This window comes from Microbacterium sp. Z11_20, assembly GCF_057197605.1.
In genome coordinates, this window is sequence record NZ_JBXVOQ010000002.1 from 550,939 (window position 1) to 566,486 (window position 15,548).

Below are 15,548 nucleotides of genomic sequence, written 5' to 3' on the forward strand. Positions count from 1 at the left end.
GCTGTGCGAGTGAATTGTATCCCTCGCTCCGCGGCGGAACGGCGGCTGCCGGTGCACTCCTGGCGGTCGAGGGGGTGTGCGCACGTACGCTGGGGGCATGGATCGAACGCAGCTTGTGCTGCTGGCCCTCCTCCTCGGAGTCGTCGTCGGTGGCACCGTCGTTCTCCTCATCACCGTCGCGCTGCGCATTCGCGATCGTCAGCGCGAGCAGACATCCGCGGAGGTGCCGGACGGCGTGACGCAGGTGCTGCGGGCCCTTGATGACCCGGCCTTCGTCTCCGACGCGTCGTCGACCGTGCTGGCCGCCTCGGCCCCGGCAGAAGTGTTCGGCATGCATGTCGGCGATGTGATCCCGGGTGACGACCTCCGGCGGGTCGCGCGCGCGGCGCGGGATACCGGTGTCCCCGTCGCCGAGAATCTGCGGCTTCGCCGCGGGGCGGCACCGGCAGAGCCGCGACTGGTGGCGGCACGGGCGACGAGGATCTCGCCCCGTCTGAGCCTGGTCGTCCTCCGAGACATCACCGAACGGGAGCGGGTCGAGGAGATGCGCCGGGACTTCGTGGCCAACACCAGTCACGAGCTGAAGACGCCGGTGGGGGCGGTGAGCCTTCTCGCCGAGGCGATGGAGTCCGCCGCGGACGATCCCGCGCAGGTGCGCATCTTCGCTGCCCGGCTGACGGCCGAGGCGGCGCGGCTGGGTGCACTGACCGCGCGCATCATGAGCTTGTCGCGCCTGCAGGCCTCGGACGAGCTCAAAGAGATGCGCGATGTCTCGGTGGATGAGGTGGTCGCCTCGGCCGTCGAGGCCCACGCGCTCCAGGCCGACTCGGCGTCGGTGAGCCTCGTCCGCGGCGGGACGCGTGGCCTGTACGTGCGCGGTGACGCGCAGGTGCTCGCCGAGGCCGTCGGCAACCTCATCGCCAACGCCGTGGCGTATTCGTCTGCCGGATCCAGCGTGGGCGTCGGCGTGAAGGAGGTCGAGGGCATCGTCGAGATCGCCGTCACCGACCGCGGCATCGGCATCCCGGAGGCCGATCAGCATCGGGTGTTCGAGCGGTTCTACCGCGCCGACCAGGCGCGCTCGCGCAGCACCGGCGGAAGCGGCCTCGGTCTGTCGATCGTCAAGCACGCCGTGCAGCGGCACGGCGGGGAGGTGCGGTTGTGGTCGCGGCCAGGCCGCGGATCGACCTTCACCATCCGTCTGCCGCTGTCCGCTCCGCCCGAGCCCGAGCCGACCCGGTCGAAATCGCGTCGCAAAAGCCGTAAGACCGCCGCGCCTGCCTCGCGCAGCGCATCCGTGGAAGAGGAGCACTCATGACCCGAGTCCTGATCGTGGAGGACGAGCCCGACCTCGCCGATCCGCTGGCCTACCTGCTGCGTCGCGAAGGGTATGAGGTCGAGATCGCCGGTGACGGCGCGGTCGCACTGAACGCGTTCCGGGAGCGAGGCGCCGACATCGTGCTGCTCGATCTGATGCTGCCGGGGATGCCGGGCACGGAGGTGTGCCGGCAGTTGCGGTCGGCGTCCTCGGTGCCCATCATCATGCTCACCGCGAAGGATTCGGAGGTGGACATCGTCGTGGGGCTCGAACTCGGAGCCGACGACTATGTCACGAAGCCCTACTCGGCGCGCGAACTGCTCGCGCGGATGCGGGCGGTCCTGCGACGTTATGCGCAGGCGGAGGCGGACCTGGACGAGCGGGTGCTCAACGGCGGGCGGGTGACCGTCGACATCGACCGGCACACGGTCGCGGTCGACGGCAAGGAGATCAACATGCCGCTCAAGGAGTTCGAGCTGCTGGAGGTGCTCATGCGCAACGCAGGCCGCGTGCTCACGCGCGGCCAGCTGATCGACCGCGTGTGGGGGACGGACTATTTCGGCGACACCAAGACGCTCGACGTGCACATCAAACGCATCCGCTCGCGGATCGAGGCCAACCCGAGCGATCCCAGCATGCTCGTTACCGTGCGGGGCCTCGGCTACCGCTTCGAGGGCTGAGGCGTGGCGGGACGGCGTTAGGGGAGGAGCTCGTTGTAGTAGTCGAGCTCGCCGTCCAGGACCGGCACCTGATACAGGACGCCCTCGGCGTCACCGGACTGGAAGTACACCGGAACGGTCGAACCCGGAGGGCCGTCGACGGCGTCCAGGGGGATCGGGTCGGTGTCGTCGGAGGGGTTGCCGAGGCTCAGCGACGAGTTCGCCGGTACGCGCACGGTGGCCTTCTGCGCCGATGAGCCCTCGCCCAGCTCGATGTTGAGGGTGTGTGCTTCATCGGTCTCGTTGACGATCGCGGCGATCATGTTGCCGGCCTCGCCCTCGTCCTCGCTGACGATGAGCACGTTGCGGACCTTCAGGGGGCCGGAGTCAGGGACGTTGACGCCGTCGGCGGGGGAGTAGCTCTCGGTCGTGGCCTGCTCCGTGATGAAGGCGCAGCCGGTCGTTCCGAGGACGATGGCAGCGCCCAGGGCGACAGACGCGATGAGGCGCGATTTCACAGATCCTCCCGAGACCAGACGAGCTTTCTCCTGCATTCTACGGGGTGCGTCGCGCGGTTCCCGTCTTCCCCCCAGCAGTACGTCGGACCGGGGGCGGAGAACTTTAGCGCATCGGTGGCTGTGGTATCCTAGACGTTGCCGAAAGGACATAACTGCATGCTTTTTGAGGTTGGCGAGACCGTCGTGTACCCCCATCATGGAGCGGCCACGATCATCGAGGTCAAGGATCGCATCATCAAGGGCGAGACGAAGAAGTACCTGAAGCTCAACGTGACCCAGGGAGACCTCGTCATCGAGGTGCCCGCGGAGAACGTGGACCTGGTCGGCGTCCGCGACGTGATCGGCAAGGAAGGCCTGGACAAGGTCTTCGAGGTGCTGCGTGCTCCCTTCACGGAAGAGCCCACGAACTGGTCGCGCCGGTACAAGGCGAACCTCGAGAAGCTCGCGTCCGGCGATGTCATCAAGGTCAGCGAGGTCGTGCGCGACCTGTGGCGCCGCGACCAGGACCGCGGTCTGTCGGCAGGGGAGAAGCGCATGCTCGCCAAGGCGCGTCAGATCCTCGTGTCCGAGCTCGCGCTGGCCGAGAAGACCGACGAGGAGCGCGCCGGCGCGGTCCTCGACGAGGTCCTCGCTTCCTGACACTCCCGCAGTAGCGTGGGGGCGTGAGCATCACGCCCGTTCCCCGTGTCGCCATCCTCGTCGTCGCCGCCGGATCCGGCACCCGCCTGGGTGCGGGAGCGCCCAAGGCGTTCGTCGGCATCGATGAGAACACGGTGCTGCGCCATGCCTTGGACAACGTCTTCGCGGCGCCCTCGGCCCAGGTCGTCGTCGTCGCCCCCGCCGGGCGTGAGGGCGATGCGCTGACCGAGGTGCTCGCCGCCGCCGGTGACGCCCGCGACCTGGCCTCCGTCGTCACCGGCGGCGCGACGCGGCAGGAGTCGGTAGCCGCGGGGCTGGCCGGCGTGTGGCCCGATGTCGAGTACGTCCTCGTCCACGACGCCGCGCGTGCTCTCACGCCGCCGGAGGTTTTCGTCCGCGTGCTCGACGCCCTCGCCGACGGGCTTCCCGCCGTCGTGCCGACCATTCCCGTGATCGACACGCTCAAGCGCGTAAAGGGCGCCGACGTCGTCTCGGCCGTCGACCGGTCAGAACTCGCCGCGGCGCAGACCCCGCAGGGGTTCTCCCGGGTGATCCTGGATACCGCGTACGCCGTGGCCGCTGAGGATTTCACCGACGACGCCGCCCTGGTTGCGGCGGCCGGCCATCCCGTCACGGTGGTGGCCGGAGATGCGCGGGCCTTCAAGATCACCACTGCGGAAGACCTGGAACGCGCGCGCGGTCTCGTGACCCACTCGCCGCTGGCGCGAGCGGCCCTGGAGCGTCCGCATCCAACCCCTCGCGTGGGGCTCGGCACCGATGTGCACGCGTTCGGCGGGGAGGGCGCGCTGTGGCTCGCCGGCCTCGAGTGGCCCGGCGAGCCGGCCCTGTCCGGGCACTCCGACGGGGATGCCGTCGCTCACGCGATCGTCGACGCCGTCCTCTCCGCTGCCGGGCAGGGCGACATCGGGACGCACTTCGGCACCGACCGGCCGGAGTTCGCCGGAGCTCACGCCGACGCGTTCCTCGCGCGCGCCGCGGCGATCGTTGGGGAGGCGGGGTGGCGCATCGGCAACGTCTCCGTGCAGTTCCAGGCGACGCGTCCGCGTTTCGCCGCTCGACGCGCCGAGGCCGAGGCGGTGTTGTCGGCGGCGCTGGGCGGAGCGCCCGTCTCCGTCAGCGCCACGACGACGGATGGCCTCGGCTTCGCGGGTCGGGCCGAGGGGGTCGCCGCTTTCGCGACGGCCCTGGTCTTCCCCGCCTGAGCCGCGCCATCCCCCGCCGAGAAACAACTTTGCGGACGAGAAACGGCGCGACGCGGGGCGTCTCGTCCCGAATGTCGTTTCTCGGCCGGGGGAGGGGCGCGCCGGCGCACGGGCTCAGAGCGCGCGCGTCATGAAGATGGAGAGGGGATCGGCGGCGTACGCGCCGAACGGGCGGCACTCGGCGAAGCCTTCGCTCGCGTACAGCCGGCGGGCGGGGAGGAACTCGTCGGCGCTGCCCGTCTCCAGCCACAGGCTCGTGAAGCCGCGCTCGCGCGCCACTGCCATGATGTGATGGAGGAGCGCGCGTCCGACGCCCTGCCCGAGGAACGCGGCATCCACGCGCATCGACTTGATCTCCCCGCGCTCATCGTCGAGGCGGGCAAGCGCCCCGATGCCGGCGACCCGTCCGTCGACGTCTGCGGAGAAGAACGTGATGTCTGGATGGCGCAGACCGTCGATGTCCAGGGCATGCACGCTCTCCGGAGGCGACAGCGCGTGCATCCCGGCCAGGTGCGCGGCCACCAACGCGCGGGTCTGCTCGCGGGCGAGGTCGTCGACGGTGATCCGGAGCACGCTCACGCCTCCACCGGCGTGGATGCGGCGGCGCGGGGCCGGCGGGCACCCCACGCGAGCAGCACGAGGCCGGAGGCGAGCACCGAGAGCCCGGCGATCGCCAACCCCGACAGTCGCTCGCCCAACACGGCGATCCCCAGCACGGCGGCCGTGAGCGGCTCGGCGAGGGCCAGGGTGCCTGCGGTCGCTGCCGTCAGACGCTGCAACCCGCCCGTGAAGAGGCAGTAAGCGAGGGCGATGGTCGCAAGTCCCAGCCACAGCGACATCGTGAGCCCCTCCACGCTCACCACCCAGCGAAGGTCCACCGACGGTGCGGCCATGAGGGCGACGGCGGCCGACCCGGCGCCCATCGCTCCGGCGGCGGTGAAGGGATCCCACCCGTCCTGCAGCAGTCGGCGCTGCGCGTTCGCGAGGACGGCGAAGGCGCCGCCGGCGCCCACCGAGCCGGCGAAGCCGACCGGATCGGCGCCTGACGAACCCGCGTCGCCGCCGAAGATCAGGAGCGACACCCCCGCGAGGGCGAGAACCGTGGCAGCGGCCCAGGTGGCACTCGGGAGCCGCCGCGTCAGCCCCCATTCGATGACCCCGGCGATGACCGGCACCGATCCGATGGCCACGACCGTGCCCACGGCGACGCCGTTGCGCTCCGTACCGAGGAAGAACAGGGGCTGGTATGCCGCCAGGCTCGCCCCCGTCAGCGCCATCAGCCCGAGCGATCCTCGCGTGTACCGCGGGGGGTTCTGAGCGCGGCGCCGCGCGCGCAGGCCGAAGCCGAACCCCACCAGGGCGAGCGCGGTCCCGCCGGCCAGCAGGCGCATCGTGCCCACCGCGAGAGGCGTCGTATCGGCCGGCCCCACCGCCTGAGATGTTCCCGTGGTACCGAACAGGACTGCTGCTGCAATGACTGCAAGGACGGCGAGCACGCGCTCCTTTCTACCCGTTCCCAAGCTGGGGTCGAGCGATGCCCAGGAGATTCGCATCTGCGGACGCCGCCCGCCCCGCCGGTAGTCTGGGACGATGACCGTCCGGATCCATGACACGAAGGCGCAGGCGTTGCGCGACTTCGTCCCGCGCGACCCCGGAAACGTCACGGTCTACGTCTGTGGCCCCACGGTGCAGTCGGGTCCGCACATCGGCCACGTCCGCGCGGCGCTGAGCTTCGACATCCTCCGCCGGTGGCTGACGCACCGTTTCGGGCGCGTGACTTTCGTGCGCAACGTCACCGACATCGACGACAAAGTGCTCGCCAACGCCACCGACGGCGAGCCGTGGTGGGCGCTGGCCTATCGGATGGAGCAGGAGTTCACCGCCGCGTATGCCGCCGTGGGCATTCTGCCCCCGACCTACGAGCCGCGAGCGACCGCCTCCATCCCGCAGATGCAGGAGATTATCGCCCGGCTGATCGACGCCGGGCATGCCTACCCGGCGGAGCCGGATTCGGACGCCGCCGGAGACGTCTACTTCGACGTGCGCTCGTGGCCGTCGTACGGCGAGCTCACCCGCCAGTCGATCGACGCCATGGAGGCCGCCGGCGATGCCGACCCGCGCGGCAAGCGCGACCCGCACGACTTCGCACTGTGGAAGGGCGCCAAGCCGGGCGAACCCGACAGCGCCTCCTGGGACTCCCCGTGGGGACGCGGACGCCCCGGCTGGCACATCGAGTGCTCCGCCATGTCGCGCCGCTACCTCGGAGCCGAGTTCGACATCCATGGCGGCGGTCTCGACCTGCGCTTCCCCCACCACGAGAACGAACTCGCCCAGTCCACCGCTGCCGGCGACCCGTTCGCCCGCTACTGGGTGCACAACGGTCTCGTCACCGTCGACGGGCAGAAGATGTCGAAGTCGCTCGGCAACTTCGTCCTGGCCGAAGACGTCCTCGCCGAGCACGACCCCCTTGTCGTCCGGTACGCGCTGGCCGCGGCCCACTACCGCTCCACGCTTGATCTCACGCCCGAGTCGTACGCCGAGGCGCGGGCAGCGCTCGAGCGCATCGCGACCTTCCGTCAGCGCGTGCTGCGCATGGCCGCCGGCGACCCGGGCGCCGTGACGCCGGCCGGCATCCCCGAGGCGTTCGCGGGGGCGATGGACGATGACCTGGGCGTGCCGCAGGCGCTGGCGGTCGTGCACGACACCGTGCGCTCGGGCAACGTCGCCGTCGACGACGGCGACCGGGACGGAGCGATCGCCGCGTCGCGAGCCGTGGCGGCGATGCTCGACGTCCTCGGCCTTCTCCAGGCGGACAGCGGCGTGGCGTCAGCCCCGGATGCCGCAGCTGCGGCCTTGGACGGGCTGCTCCGCGCACTCATCGACCAGCGCGCGGATGCCCGCGCGAACAAGAACTGGGCGGCAGCCGACCGCATCCGCGACGCGATCGCGGCGGCCGGTGTCGCCCTCGAAGACGGTCCCACCGGGACCCATTGGAGTCTGAACGATGGCTAAGCCAGGAAACCCCTCCGCCGGGCGCGGCAAGAAGGGCCCCACCAAGGGCACGGGTGGCAAGAACAAGCGGTCCCTCGAGGGCCGCGGACCGACGCCGAAGGCGGAAGACCGCAGTTGGCACGCCGCCGGCAAGCGCAAGGCCGCCCAGGAGCGCTTCGCCGCAGCCGGCGGAAAGGGCAGGCCCGCCACCCGCAGCGCGGGGCCGAACGCCTCGCGCGGTGGACGCTCGAAGCAGAACGATGACACCGAGACGGTGACCGGCCGCAACTCGGTCCTCGAGGCGCTGCGGGCCCGCATCCCGGCGACCGCGTTCTACATCGCCCAGCGCGTGGAGATGGACGACCGCGTCAAGGAGATGCTCGCCCTCGCGACGCACCGGGAGATCCCGGTGCTCGAGGTGACGCGTCCGGAGCTGGACCGCATGGCCGGATTCGACGGAGTGCACCAGGGCGTCGCGCTCAAGGTTCCGCCGTACGAGTACGCCCACCCGCAGGACCTCCTCGAGAAGGCGGTCGACACCGGTGAGCTGCCGCTGTTCGTGGCGCTGGACGGGGTCACCGACCCTCGCAACCTCGGCGCCATCATCCGCTCGACCGCGGCCTTCGGCGGCCAGGGCGTCATCGTGCCGCAGCGCCGGTCGGCGGGAGTGACCTCGGCCGCCTGGAAGACCAGCGCGGGAGCTGCCGCCCGCATCCCGGTCGCGATCGCGCCGAACCTGACGAACACCCTCAAGGAGTTCAAGAAGCAGGGCGTGTTCGTGCTCGGTCTCGACGGGGGCGGCGATGTGTCGCTGCCGGCCCTCGAGCTGGCCGACCGGCCCGTCGTGATCGTCGTCGGGTCGGAGGGCAAGGGCCTCTCGCGCCTGGTCACCGAGACGTGCGATCAGATCGTGTCGATTCCGATCTCGGCGGCGACGGAGTCGCTGAACGCCGGTATCGCTGCATCCGTGGCGCTGTATCAGGTGTCGACGTTGCGCGCCGTGCGCGAATAGCGGTTCACTGAGGTTCGACGGCCTCGTGCGAACACGAAGGGGTGCCCTCATGCGGGACGGTGGGAATCCCCGGTCGGCCTCGGGCACGGTCATCCGCTCCTCCGACATGGACGAGGTGCACCGTTCGGCCACGACGGTGATGAACGCGCACGCGATGCGCGTGCTGCGGCGTGGGGAAGGCGCCCAGGCCGAGATCACGCAGAGCGCCACCGGCGGGCTCAAGCTCCTGCGCTTCGCGTACCGCAGCGAAGTCGACATCCGGCCGGAGCCGCTCGGCGATTTCGTCGCGGTGCATCTTCCCGTGCGCGGCACACTCGCCTATTCGTGCAACGGCCGGGAGTACCGCGTGGGCCCGCGCTCGGGGGTTGCGATCTCGCCGCGCGATGACGTGCGGATGCGGTGGAGCGAAGACCTCGAGTTGCAGGTGCTCCGCGTCGACCTCGCCGCGGTCGAGACCCGGCTGGCGGCGCTGACCGGCGCCGCACCCACCCGGCCGCTCTCGTTCGTCCCCGTCCTCGACGAGCGCCGGGCGGGGATGCTGGTGCACCTGGTGGAGGCGGTGCGCCTCGTGATCGACCGGTCGCCCACCGCCGGTGCGTCCGCCCTCCTCGCCGGCGAGTTCGAAGAGCTCGTCACCTCCACCCTCGTGCTGGAGCTGCCGCACAGCTACTCCGATCGCCTCGGTGCGGGGCTCGGCGCGGCGCCCGCCCGCACCGCCCGGATCGTGGCCGACTACTGCCTCGAGCACTACGCCGAGCCCCTCAGCGTGGGCGATCTCGCAGCGGTCGCGCACGTCAGCGAGCGGACGCTCTTCGCCGCGTTCCGCCGCGAGTTCGGAACAACCCCCGGCCGCTGGCTTCGCGACCTGCGCCTCGAGCGGGCCCGCGACACGCTGGAGGGCGGGGCTGAGGTGGCCGGCGTCGCGGCCGTCGCGCTCGACCACGGGTTCGGTCACGTCGGACGGTTCGCCGCCGACTACAGGCGCCGGTACGGGGAGTCGCCCTCCGACACCCTCCGCCGCGCTCGGGCGCGCTGATCCGGCCGCTGCCGGATCCGCCCCGTGCGCACACCCGCGCCGGACCGGCGCGGCGTCGGCTCCCGAGGCGCGTGCACAACGGCGGAGATGTCGGGCGACACGCCGTCCGGTCGCGGCCTGAGGCGGCGTGTCGGGAGGAATCCCCGCAGTTGTGCGTGAGGCGGGCGCGGAGGGAGGCTCAGCGGGCCGCGCGCTGGGCGATCGCGGCCGCCCCGGCGGCCTCGTAGTTCTCCTCGGAGAGGTAGACGTGCTGCAGCGCGCCGAGGGAGTTGCGGAGGTGCCGCTGCATGGGATGCTCCACCGACAGCACCCGCCCGCCTCCGTAGCGGAAGAGGTCGGAGATGAGGTCCGCGCACATCTCGGCCACGAGCGTGTGCCGCGCACGCAGGATGGCGACGGTGTCGTCGTCGATCGTCGCTCCGGATCGGACGATGTCGATGCCCTCCTGCGCCGTCGCCCGGTACAGCGTGCGCGCCGCCGCCCACGTCGCCTCAGCCTGGCCCACGGCCTTCTGGAACGAGGCCCGGCCGGCGAGTGACCCGCTCAGGGAGCGAGCGGTGGATGCGGCCAGGTCGATCATGTCGTCGATGGCGCGACGGGCGATCCCGACGAGCAGGGGCGACAACTCGTTGGAGATGAAGATCATGATCGGCTGGCGGAAGATGTCGCCGCCGCGTCGCGGCACGCCGCCGTACGCATCCATCGCCCGAGATGCCGGGATGAACACGTCATCGAAGGAGAAGTCGTGGCTGCCCGTTCCCTGCAGCGCTGCGGCGTTCCAGTTGCCGTGCACGGTGACCTCCGATTTCGGCGCGGTCACGAAGATCGGCGCGCCGGTGCCCTCCACGATGCATCCGCCGACCACCCAGTTGGAGTGGTCGATGCCGCTCCCGAAGGCCCAGCGGCCCGAGACGCGGTACCCGCCGTCGACGGGTGTCGCGGTACCGCGCGGGGTGAACTGACCGGCAACGGTCGGCAGGGCCTGACCGGGCGCGAACAACTCGGCGATGCCCTCATCGGGAAGCCACCCGGCCATCGTTCCGATCGTGCCGCTTCCGATCATCGTCGCCCACGCCGCGGAGGCGTCGTGGTACGCGATCTCCTCCATCACGTCGCCGAAGCTCACCGGGTCCAACTCGCTGCCGCCGAGTTCGACCGGCGTCTTCATCCAGAAGAACCCCGCCTTGCGGAATTCCTCCACGACCCGGTCGGGAAGGCGCCGGGCTAGTTCGGCTTCGCGCGCGTTCTCCTCGATCAGCGGCCCGAGCGCCCGTGCGGCGGCGAGGAGGGTCTCGGCGCGCTCGGCGGCAGAGGAGGGTTGAGGGGTCATCGGGCTCTCCTTCGAGACGACGGTCTTCGCCCAGTGAACTCCCGCCGGCGGGCGACGTCAGTCCACATCCCGCCGTTGTCGCCGGGGATGTGCAGTATTCGTCCTTCGTGCGGGCTCGCCGCGTCGGAGGCACTGCCGGGCGGGACGTGGCATCCTGAACGGGGTGTCGTGGCCGGTCCGCTTCACCAAGACCGCGTGGACACGTCGCATTCCCGGGAATGAATCCGCACACGGGTGGATTGTCGCCCGTGTACGCCCAACGAAAGGATCATCGTGGCTCGCATCGCTGTCATCGGAGGAACCGGCTACGCCGGCAGTCATGTCGTCCGAGAGGCCGTCGACCGCGGCCACACGGTCGTCTCGGTCGCCCGCTCCGTGCCGGCCGAGCGGGTCGAGGGCGCGACCTACATCGAGGGGAGCATCCTCGATGTCACCGATCTCGTGCACAAGCTGGAGGGCGTGGAGGTCGTGATCTCGGCGGTCGCCCCGCGCGGTGACATGCTCGGCAAGGTGCGTCCAGCACTCGCGGAGTTCTTCGCGGCGCTTCCGGAGGACGTGCGCGTGGGGGTCATCGGCGGCGCCGGCGGGAGCCTCGTGGCCCCCGGCGGACCCCGGGTGGTCGACACGGAGGATTTCAACGAGGACTACAAGCCGGAGTCGCTCGAGGCGATCGGCGTGCTCGAAGACCTGCAGTCCGGCACGGGTGGCCGCGACTGGTTCTACGTCCACCCCGCCGTCGGGTTCGGCATGTGGGCACCGGGCGAGCGCACCGGCTCGTACCGCGATGGCGGCGACGTGCTCGTCGTGGATGACAAGGGCGAGTCGTTCATCTCCGGCCCCGACCTCGCGGTGGCGATCCTGGACGAGATCGAGACACCCAAGCACTCGCGGGAGCGGTTCGCCGTCGGGTACTGACCGGCCCGGCGCTTCTCTCAGACGAGATCGCGCCAGTCGACTGCCGTCTCCTCGTCGTCCTCGTCGTCGTCGTCCTCGTCCTCACCCACGAGGGGCATCATGCCCGTGGCGACTGGCACGGAGAGGCTGTCGGTGGGGGGTCCCATCACCGTCGCCTCGTCGCGGCGGTGCCGCAGCACATCGTCGATGTACGACGTCAGCACCTCGGCGATCGGGACCGACCGGCCCCGCGCCTGAGACATGTACCAGCGGTGCTCCAGCACCTGGTGGAACGCCTCGGCCGGTTCGAGCTTCGCGCGCAGGTCGAACGGGATCGCCAACACGATCGGCTCGAACACGCGCGTCAGCCACTCGTGCGCGACCCGCTCCTCGTCGTCGCCGAGGCGACTGACCCGGGCACGGAACTCATCCAGGTCGTTCAACAGCCGGCGCGCCTGGTTCTCCTCGACGTCGAGCCCGGTGAGCCGCAGCAGCCGCCGCTGGTGGTGTCCCGCATCCACCACCTTGGGCTGGATCGACACGTGCGTCCCGTCGGACGTGGTCTGGATCGACATCTCACCGATGTCGAAACCGAGCGCATTGAGGCGCTGGACCCTCTCGGTGAGCCGCCACGATTCGTCCACGGCGAAGCTCTCCCTGTCGGTGAGCGCCGCCCACAGCGAGTAGTAGGACGACAGAAGTCCGTCGGCGATCTGCACGGCGTCGATGCCGCCCTCCAGGCGACCGCCGGCTTCCAGGTCCATGATCTCGCCGGCGATGTTGGTGCGGGCCACATCGAGGTCGTGTGCGCGCTGCCCGCGCGTCAGGCCGCCCTCGTGGAGCTCACCGGTCTCCGCATCCACGAGGTATGCGGCAAACGCGCCGGCGTCGCGTCGGAAGAGGGTGTTCGACAGCGACACGTCTCCCCAGAAGAACCCGACGTTGTGCAGGCGCACCAGCAGCACCGCGAGGGCGTCCACCAGGCGCGTGGCGGTGTGGGGCCGCAGCACCTGCGTGAACAGTGCGCGGTACGGCAGCGAGAACCGCAGGTGCGCCGTGACGAGGGCCGCGGGGAGCGGCTCGCCCGCGGCATCCGTCCGTCCGTCGATCACCGCGACGCGCTCGACGCAGGGCGCTGCGAGCCGGTGCAGGTTGCCGAGCATGTCGTACTCGCGCCGGGCCATTTCGTGCGTGGTCTCCTTGATCGCCACGACCCGTCCGGAGAGGTTCGCGAAGCGCACGAGGTGGCGGGAGATGCCCTTCGGCAGGTACACGATCGTGCTGCTCGGCCACTCCGCCAGCGGCGTCGACCAGGGCAGAGACAGCAGGCCGGGGTCGACGGAGCTGGCAGTGATACTGAGCGAATCGGGCACGGAACCTCCCGGAGAAACAGACGCGGCGCGGGCAGCCCCAAGGCTACCCGCGCCGCGCGGTGACAGATCGATCAGGCGGAGACGACCGGCTTGTCGTTCAGACGCTCTCCCGACTCGATGTCGAACGCGTGCACGTGACCGACGCCGGCGGCCAGGGTCACCGTGTCGCCCGCGTTCGGGTGGCGCCGGCCGTCGACGCGTGCCACCAGATCGGCGCGCTTGCCGTTGATCTCGGTGTGGCCGTAGAGGTAGCCGTCGGCGCCCAGTTCCTCGACGAGGTCGACGACGACCGACAAGCCGCGGCCGTCGGCGGGGCCGACGATGATGTCCTCGGGGCGCACACCCACGGTGACCTGGCTGCCGTTGGCGCGGCCGACGGTGTCACGGTCCAGTGCCACGACCTCGTCACCGAAGCGCACGCCACCGTCGGCGAGGTCGGCGGAGAACAGGTTCATGGCGGGGGAGCCGATGAAGCCGGCGACGAAGACGTTGTTCGGCTTCTCGTACAGGTCGCGGGGCGTTCCGACCTGCTGCAGGATGCCGTCCTTGAGCACCGCGATGCGGTCGCCCATGGTGAGGGCTTCGGTCTGGTCGTGCGTGACGTAGACCGTCGTGACGCCGAGGCGGCGCTGCAGCGACGCGATCTGCGTGCGCGTCTGCACGCGCAGCTTGGCGTCGAGGTTCGACAGTGGCTCGTCCATGAGGAACACCTGCGGCTGACGGACGATCGCGCGGCCCATCGCGACACGCTGACGCTGACCACCCGAGAGCGCCTTGGGCTTGCGCGTCAGGTACTCCTCCAGGTCGAGGAGCTTGGCGGCCTCGAGCACGCGCGCGGCCCGCTCTTCCTTGCCGACGCCGGCGATCTTCAGGGCGAAGCCCATGTTCTCGGCGACGGTCATGTGCGGGTACAGCGCGTAGTTCTGGAACACCATCGCGATGTCCCGGTCCTTCGGCGGGATGTCGGTGACGTCGCGGTCACCGATCAGGATGCGGCCGGAGTTGACCTCTTCGAGGCCGGCCAGCATCCGCAGCGACGTGGACTTGCCGCATCCGGAGGGGCCGACGAGAACGAGGAACTCGCCATCGGCGACTTCGAGGCTCAGCTTGTCGACTGCGGGACGAGTGCCCCCGGGGTACAGGCGGGTTGCGTTGTCAAAGGTGACGGACGCCATTTTTTCTTCTCCTTCACCGGCAGGTACGTGCCGGACGATCCGTAGTGATGGATGAGCGGGGGCCAGCCCGCACGCCCGCCATCGGGCGCGATCCTCAGTATAGGTGTGCGGGGGTTCTGTCTGGGCTTTTCCCAGGCTGCCTGGCTAGCATCGGATTCTGGCCGCGTTACCCGTGCGGCCCGCCGGATCTCCGGCCACCGTCATCCGTTCAGAAGGTTCCATGTCGACCGACGAGACACCACAGGTGCCTGCCACGCGCGACCGCCGAGAGGCGGTGCGCGAGAAGGCGCAGCAGGTGCACGCCAAGCAGTCGCGCGTCCGCGTGCTGCGCGGTGTGCTGCTGAGCGCAGCGGGTCTGGCGGTCCTCGGAGCGGCCGCTGCCGCCATCATCTGGGCCTTCGCCGAGATGGGTCCGCGCCCGCTCATCGAACCGGGAAACGCGGATGACGACGGGTTCGCGATCACCGCCGTCACCGATGTCGCCGACCCCGGGAGCTCCGGCGTGGACGAATCGACCGGCGACGGGGAGGCGGAGCCCGCCGAGGCGCCGCCCGCCGAGGCGCCGGCGCCCACGCCGACGCCCAGCGACACGCGTGCGGTCGACATCCGCGTCTACGTGGACTACCTCTCCACCGAAGCTCGCGAATTCCAGATGGCCAACGCCGAGCAGCTCAAGAAGTGGGTGAGTGCCGACGCGGCGACGCTGACCTACTACCCGGTGGCGATGCTGACCTCCAAGTCCAACGGCACCAAGTACTCCCTGCGAGCGGCCGGCGCTGCGGCGTGCGTGGCGACGTATTCGCCCGACACGTTCTTCGCCTTCAACGACCAGCTGCTGCGGGAGCAGCCCGACATCGACTCCGACGGCCTGACCGACGAGCAGCTGGCCGAGCTCGCACAGGCCACGGGCGTCTCCGCCTACAAGGTCGTTCGCAACTGCATCGAGGAGGGCTCGTTCGCCTCCTGGGCGCGAGCGGCCACCGACCGTGCGCTCGACCGCATCCCCGACACCGACGGGGTGCCCCTCACCGCGACTCCGATGATCCTCGTGAACGGCGTGCAGTACGTCGGCGCGACGGAGGACCCGACGGAGTTCGCCCAGTTCGTCCTCACCGTCGCCAGCGACGCGTACTACCGCACGCCTTCGCCGACGCCGTCGGCCCCTGCCACGTCGACGCCCGCACCGTAACCGGCCCCGGGCGTCCCGATAGACTGGGCGCTCTGCCGGCTTGGCGCAATTGGTAGCGCACCTAACTTGTAATTAGGGGGTTGCGGGTTCGAGTCCCGCAGTCGGCTCCACGCTGCATCCCCCGCCGAGAAACGGCATTTCGGACGAGACGGACCGCGCCGCGCCGTTTCTCGTCCGGAACGTGGTTTTTC

The 15,548-nt window shown here is 70.4% G+C and carries 15 protein-coding genes and 1 tRNA gene; 10 read left to right on the forward strand and 6 right to left on the reverse strand.

Going from position 1 to position 15,548, the window contains the following annotated elements:
• Positions 1-97: 97 nt before the first annotated feature.
• Positions 98-1,318 carry a sensor histidine kinase gene (locus AC2DFQ_RS07685; protein WP_484508588.1) on the forward strand — a complete coding sequence of 407 codons (1,221 nt, stop codon included), beginning with the start codon at positions 98-100 and terminating at the stop codon, positions 1,316-1,318.
• The gene (locus AC2DFQ_RS07690; protein ID WP_484508589.1) at positions 1,315-1,998 is read left to right on the forward strand and encodes a response regulator; all 684 of its coding nucleotides are present in this window, start codon (positions 1,315-1,317) and stop codon (positions 1,996-1,998) included. The genes AC2DFQ_RS07685 and AC2DFQ_RS07690 overlap by 4 nt, the downstream gene beginning before the upstream one ends.
• 17 nt (positions 1,999-2,015) lie before the next feature.
• Here the strand turns inward: AC2DFQ_RS07690 and AC2DFQ_RS07695 are convergent, their stop codons facing one another.
• Positions 2,016-2,495, reverse strand: coding sequence for a DNA modification methylase (locus tag AC2DFQ_RS07695; protein WP_484508590.1), 480 nt, complete (start codon positions 2,493-2,495; stop codon positions 2,016-2,018).
• 156 nt (positions 2,496-2,651) lie between these two features.
• Here AC2DFQ_RS07695 and AC2DFQ_RS07700 point away from each other — a divergent pair, with 156 nt between their 5' ends.
• A complete protein-coding gene (locus AC2DFQ_RS07700) occupies positions 2,652-3,134 on the forward strand; it encodes a CarD family transcriptional regulator (RefSeq protein ID WP_484508591.1) in 483 nt (160 codons plus the stop codon).
• 23 nt (positions 3,135-3,157) lie between these two features.
• Positions 3,158-4,357: a 2-C-methyl-D-erythritol 4-phosphate cytidylyltransferase gene (gene ispD / locus AC2DFQ_RS07705; RefSeq protein ID WP_484533486.1), complete on the forward strand. Its 1,200-nt coding sequence runs from the start codon at positions 3,158-3,160 to the stop codon at positions 4,355-4,357.
• A gap of 114 nt (positions 4,358-4,471) precedes the next feature.
• Here the strand turns inward: ispD and AC2DFQ_RS07710 are convergent, their stop codons facing one another.
• Together AC2DFQ_RS07710 and AC2DFQ_RS07715 are read right to left on the reverse strand one after the other, a co-directional pair.
• Complete coding sequence (locus AC2DFQ_RS07710) at positions 4,472-4,930, reverse strand: GNAT family N-acetyltransferase (RefSeq protein ID WP_484508593.1); 459 nt, start codon at positions 4,928-4,930, stop codon at positions 4,472-4,474.
• Between the two features lie 2 nt (positions 4,931-4,932).
• Positions 4,933-5,910: a DMT family transporter gene (locus AC2DFQ_RS07715; RefSeq protein ID WP_484533487.1), complete on the reverse strand. Its 978-nt coding sequence runs from the start codon at positions 5,908-5,910 to the stop codon at positions 4,933-4,935.
• 37 nt (positions 5,911-5,947) lie between these two features.
• On the opposite strand from AC2DFQ_RS07715, the gene cysS reads away from it, so the two are divergent.
• Genes cysS through AC2DFQ_RS07730 form a run of 3 tightly spaced genes read left to right on the forward strand, consistent with a single transcriptional unit; the run spans position 5,948 to position 9,396 of the window.
• A complete protein-coding gene (gene cysS, locus AC2DFQ_RS07720) occupies positions 5,948-7,369 on the forward strand; it encodes a cysteine--tRNA ligase (protein ID WP_484533488.1) in 1,422 nt (473 codons plus the stop codon).
• The gene (rlmB, locus tag AC2DFQ_RS07725) at positions 7,362-8,360 is read left to right on the forward strand and encodes a 23S rRNA (guanosine(2251)-2'-O)-methyltransferase RlmB (RefSeq protein ID WP_484508596.1); all 999 of its coding nucleotides are present in this window, start codon (positions 7,362-7,364) and stop codon (positions 8,358-8,360) included. The genes cysS and rlmB overlap by 8 nt, the downstream gene beginning before the upstream one ends.
• Positions 8,361-8,409: 49 nt before the next feature.
• Positions 8,410-9,396: an AraC family transcriptional regulator gene (locus tag AC2DFQ_RS07730; protein WP_484533489.1), complete on the forward strand. Its 987-nt coding sequence runs from the start codon at positions 8,410-8,412 to the stop codon at positions 9,394-9,396.
• 178 nt (positions 9,397-9,574) lie between these two features.
• On the opposite strand, the gene AC2DFQ_RS07735 is transcribed toward AC2DFQ_RS07730, so the two are convergent.
• Positions 9,575-10,726, reverse strand: a complete 1,152-nt coding sequence (locus AC2DFQ_RS07735) for an acyl-CoA dehydrogenase family protein (protein WP_484533490.1) — start codon at positions 10,724-10,726, stop codon at positions 9,575-9,577.
• 273 nt (positions 10,727-10,999) lie between these two features.
• On the opposite strand from AC2DFQ_RS07735, the gene AC2DFQ_RS07740 reads away from it, so the two are divergent.
• Entirely contained in the window at positions 11,000-11,641 is a 642-nt protein-coding gene (locus AC2DFQ_RS07740) for an NAD(P)-dependent oxidoreductase (protein WP_484533491.1), read from the forward strand.
• A gap of 17 nt (positions 11,642-11,658) precedes the next feature.
• Here the strand turns inward: AC2DFQ_RS07740 and AC2DFQ_RS07745 are convergent, their stop codons facing one another.
• Positions 11,659-12,993 (reverse strand): DUF4032 domain-containing protein, encoded by a 1,335-nt coding sequence (locus AC2DFQ_RS07745; protein ID WP_484508600.1) that lies wholly within the window; start codon positions 12,991-12,993, stop codon positions 11,659-11,661.
• Between the two features lie 71 nt (positions 12,994-13,064).
• Positions 13,065-14,168: an ABC transporter ATP-binding protein gene (locus AC2DFQ_RS07750; RefSeq protein WP_484508601.1), complete on the reverse strand. Its 1,104-nt coding sequence runs from the start codon at positions 14,166-14,168 to the stop codon at positions 13,065-13,067.
• Positions 14,169-14,388: 220 nt separating this feature from the next.
• Here AC2DFQ_RS07750 and AC2DFQ_RS07755 point away from each other — a divergent pair, with 220 nt between their 5' ends.
• Together AC2DFQ_RS07755 and AC2DFQ_RS07760 are read left to right on the forward strand one after the other, a co-directional pair.
• On the forward strand, positions 14,389-15,357 hold the full coding sequence (locus AC2DFQ_RS07755; protein ID WP_484508602.1) for a DsbA family protein: 969 nt from the start codon (positions 14,389-14,391) through the stop codon (positions 15,355-15,357).
• A gap of 34 nt (positions 15,358-15,391) precedes the next feature.
• Positions 15,392-15,467: transfer RNA gene (locus AC2DFQ_RS07760), tRNA-Thr, on the forward strand.
• Positions 15,468-15,548: the final 81 nt, after the last annotated feature.

Bases quoted from the DNA above. Each gene is read 5' to 3' on its own strand.
- AC2DFQ_RS07685 (WP_484508588.1), top strand. From the start codon at position 98: ATGGATCGAACGCAGCTTGTGCTGCTGGCCCTCCTCCTCGGAGTCGTC.
- AC2DFQ_RS07690 (WP_484508589.1), top strand. From the start codon at position 1,315: ATGACCCGAGTCCTGATCGTGGAGGACGAGCCCGACCTCGCCGATCCG.
- AC2DFQ_RS07700 (WP_484508591.1), top strand. From the start codon at position 2,652: ATGCTTTTTGAGGTTGGCGAGACCGTCGTGTACCCCCATCATGGAGCG.
- AC2DFQ_RS07715 (WP_484533487.1), bottom strand. From the start codon at position 5,910: ATGCGAATCTCCTGGGCATCGCTCGACCCCAGCTTGGGAACGGGTAGA.
- cysS (WP_484533488.1), top strand. From the start codon at position 5,948: ATGACCGTCCGGATCCATGACACGAAGGCGCAGGCGTTGCGCGACTTC.
- rlmB (WP_484508596.1), top strand. From the start codon at position 7,362: ATGGCTAAGCCAGGAAACCCCTCCGCCGGGCGCGGCAAGAAGGGCCCC.
- AC2DFQ_RS07730 (WP_484533489.1), top strand. From the start codon at position 8,410: ATGCGGGACGGTGGGAATCCCCGGTCGGCCTCGGGCACGGTCATCCGC.
- AC2DFQ_RS07735 (WP_484533490.1), bottom strand. From the start codon at position 10,726: ATGACCCCTCAACCCTCCTCTGCCGCCGAGCGCGCCGAGACCCTCCTC.
- AC2DFQ_RS07750 (WP_484508601.1), bottom strand. From the start codon at position 14,168: ATGGCGTCCGTCACCTTTGACAACGCAACCCGCCTGTACCCCGGGGGC.
- AC2DFQ_RS07755 (WP_484508602.1), top strand. From the start codon at position 14,389: ATGTCGACCGACGAGACACCACAGGTGCCTGCCACGCGCGACCGCCGA.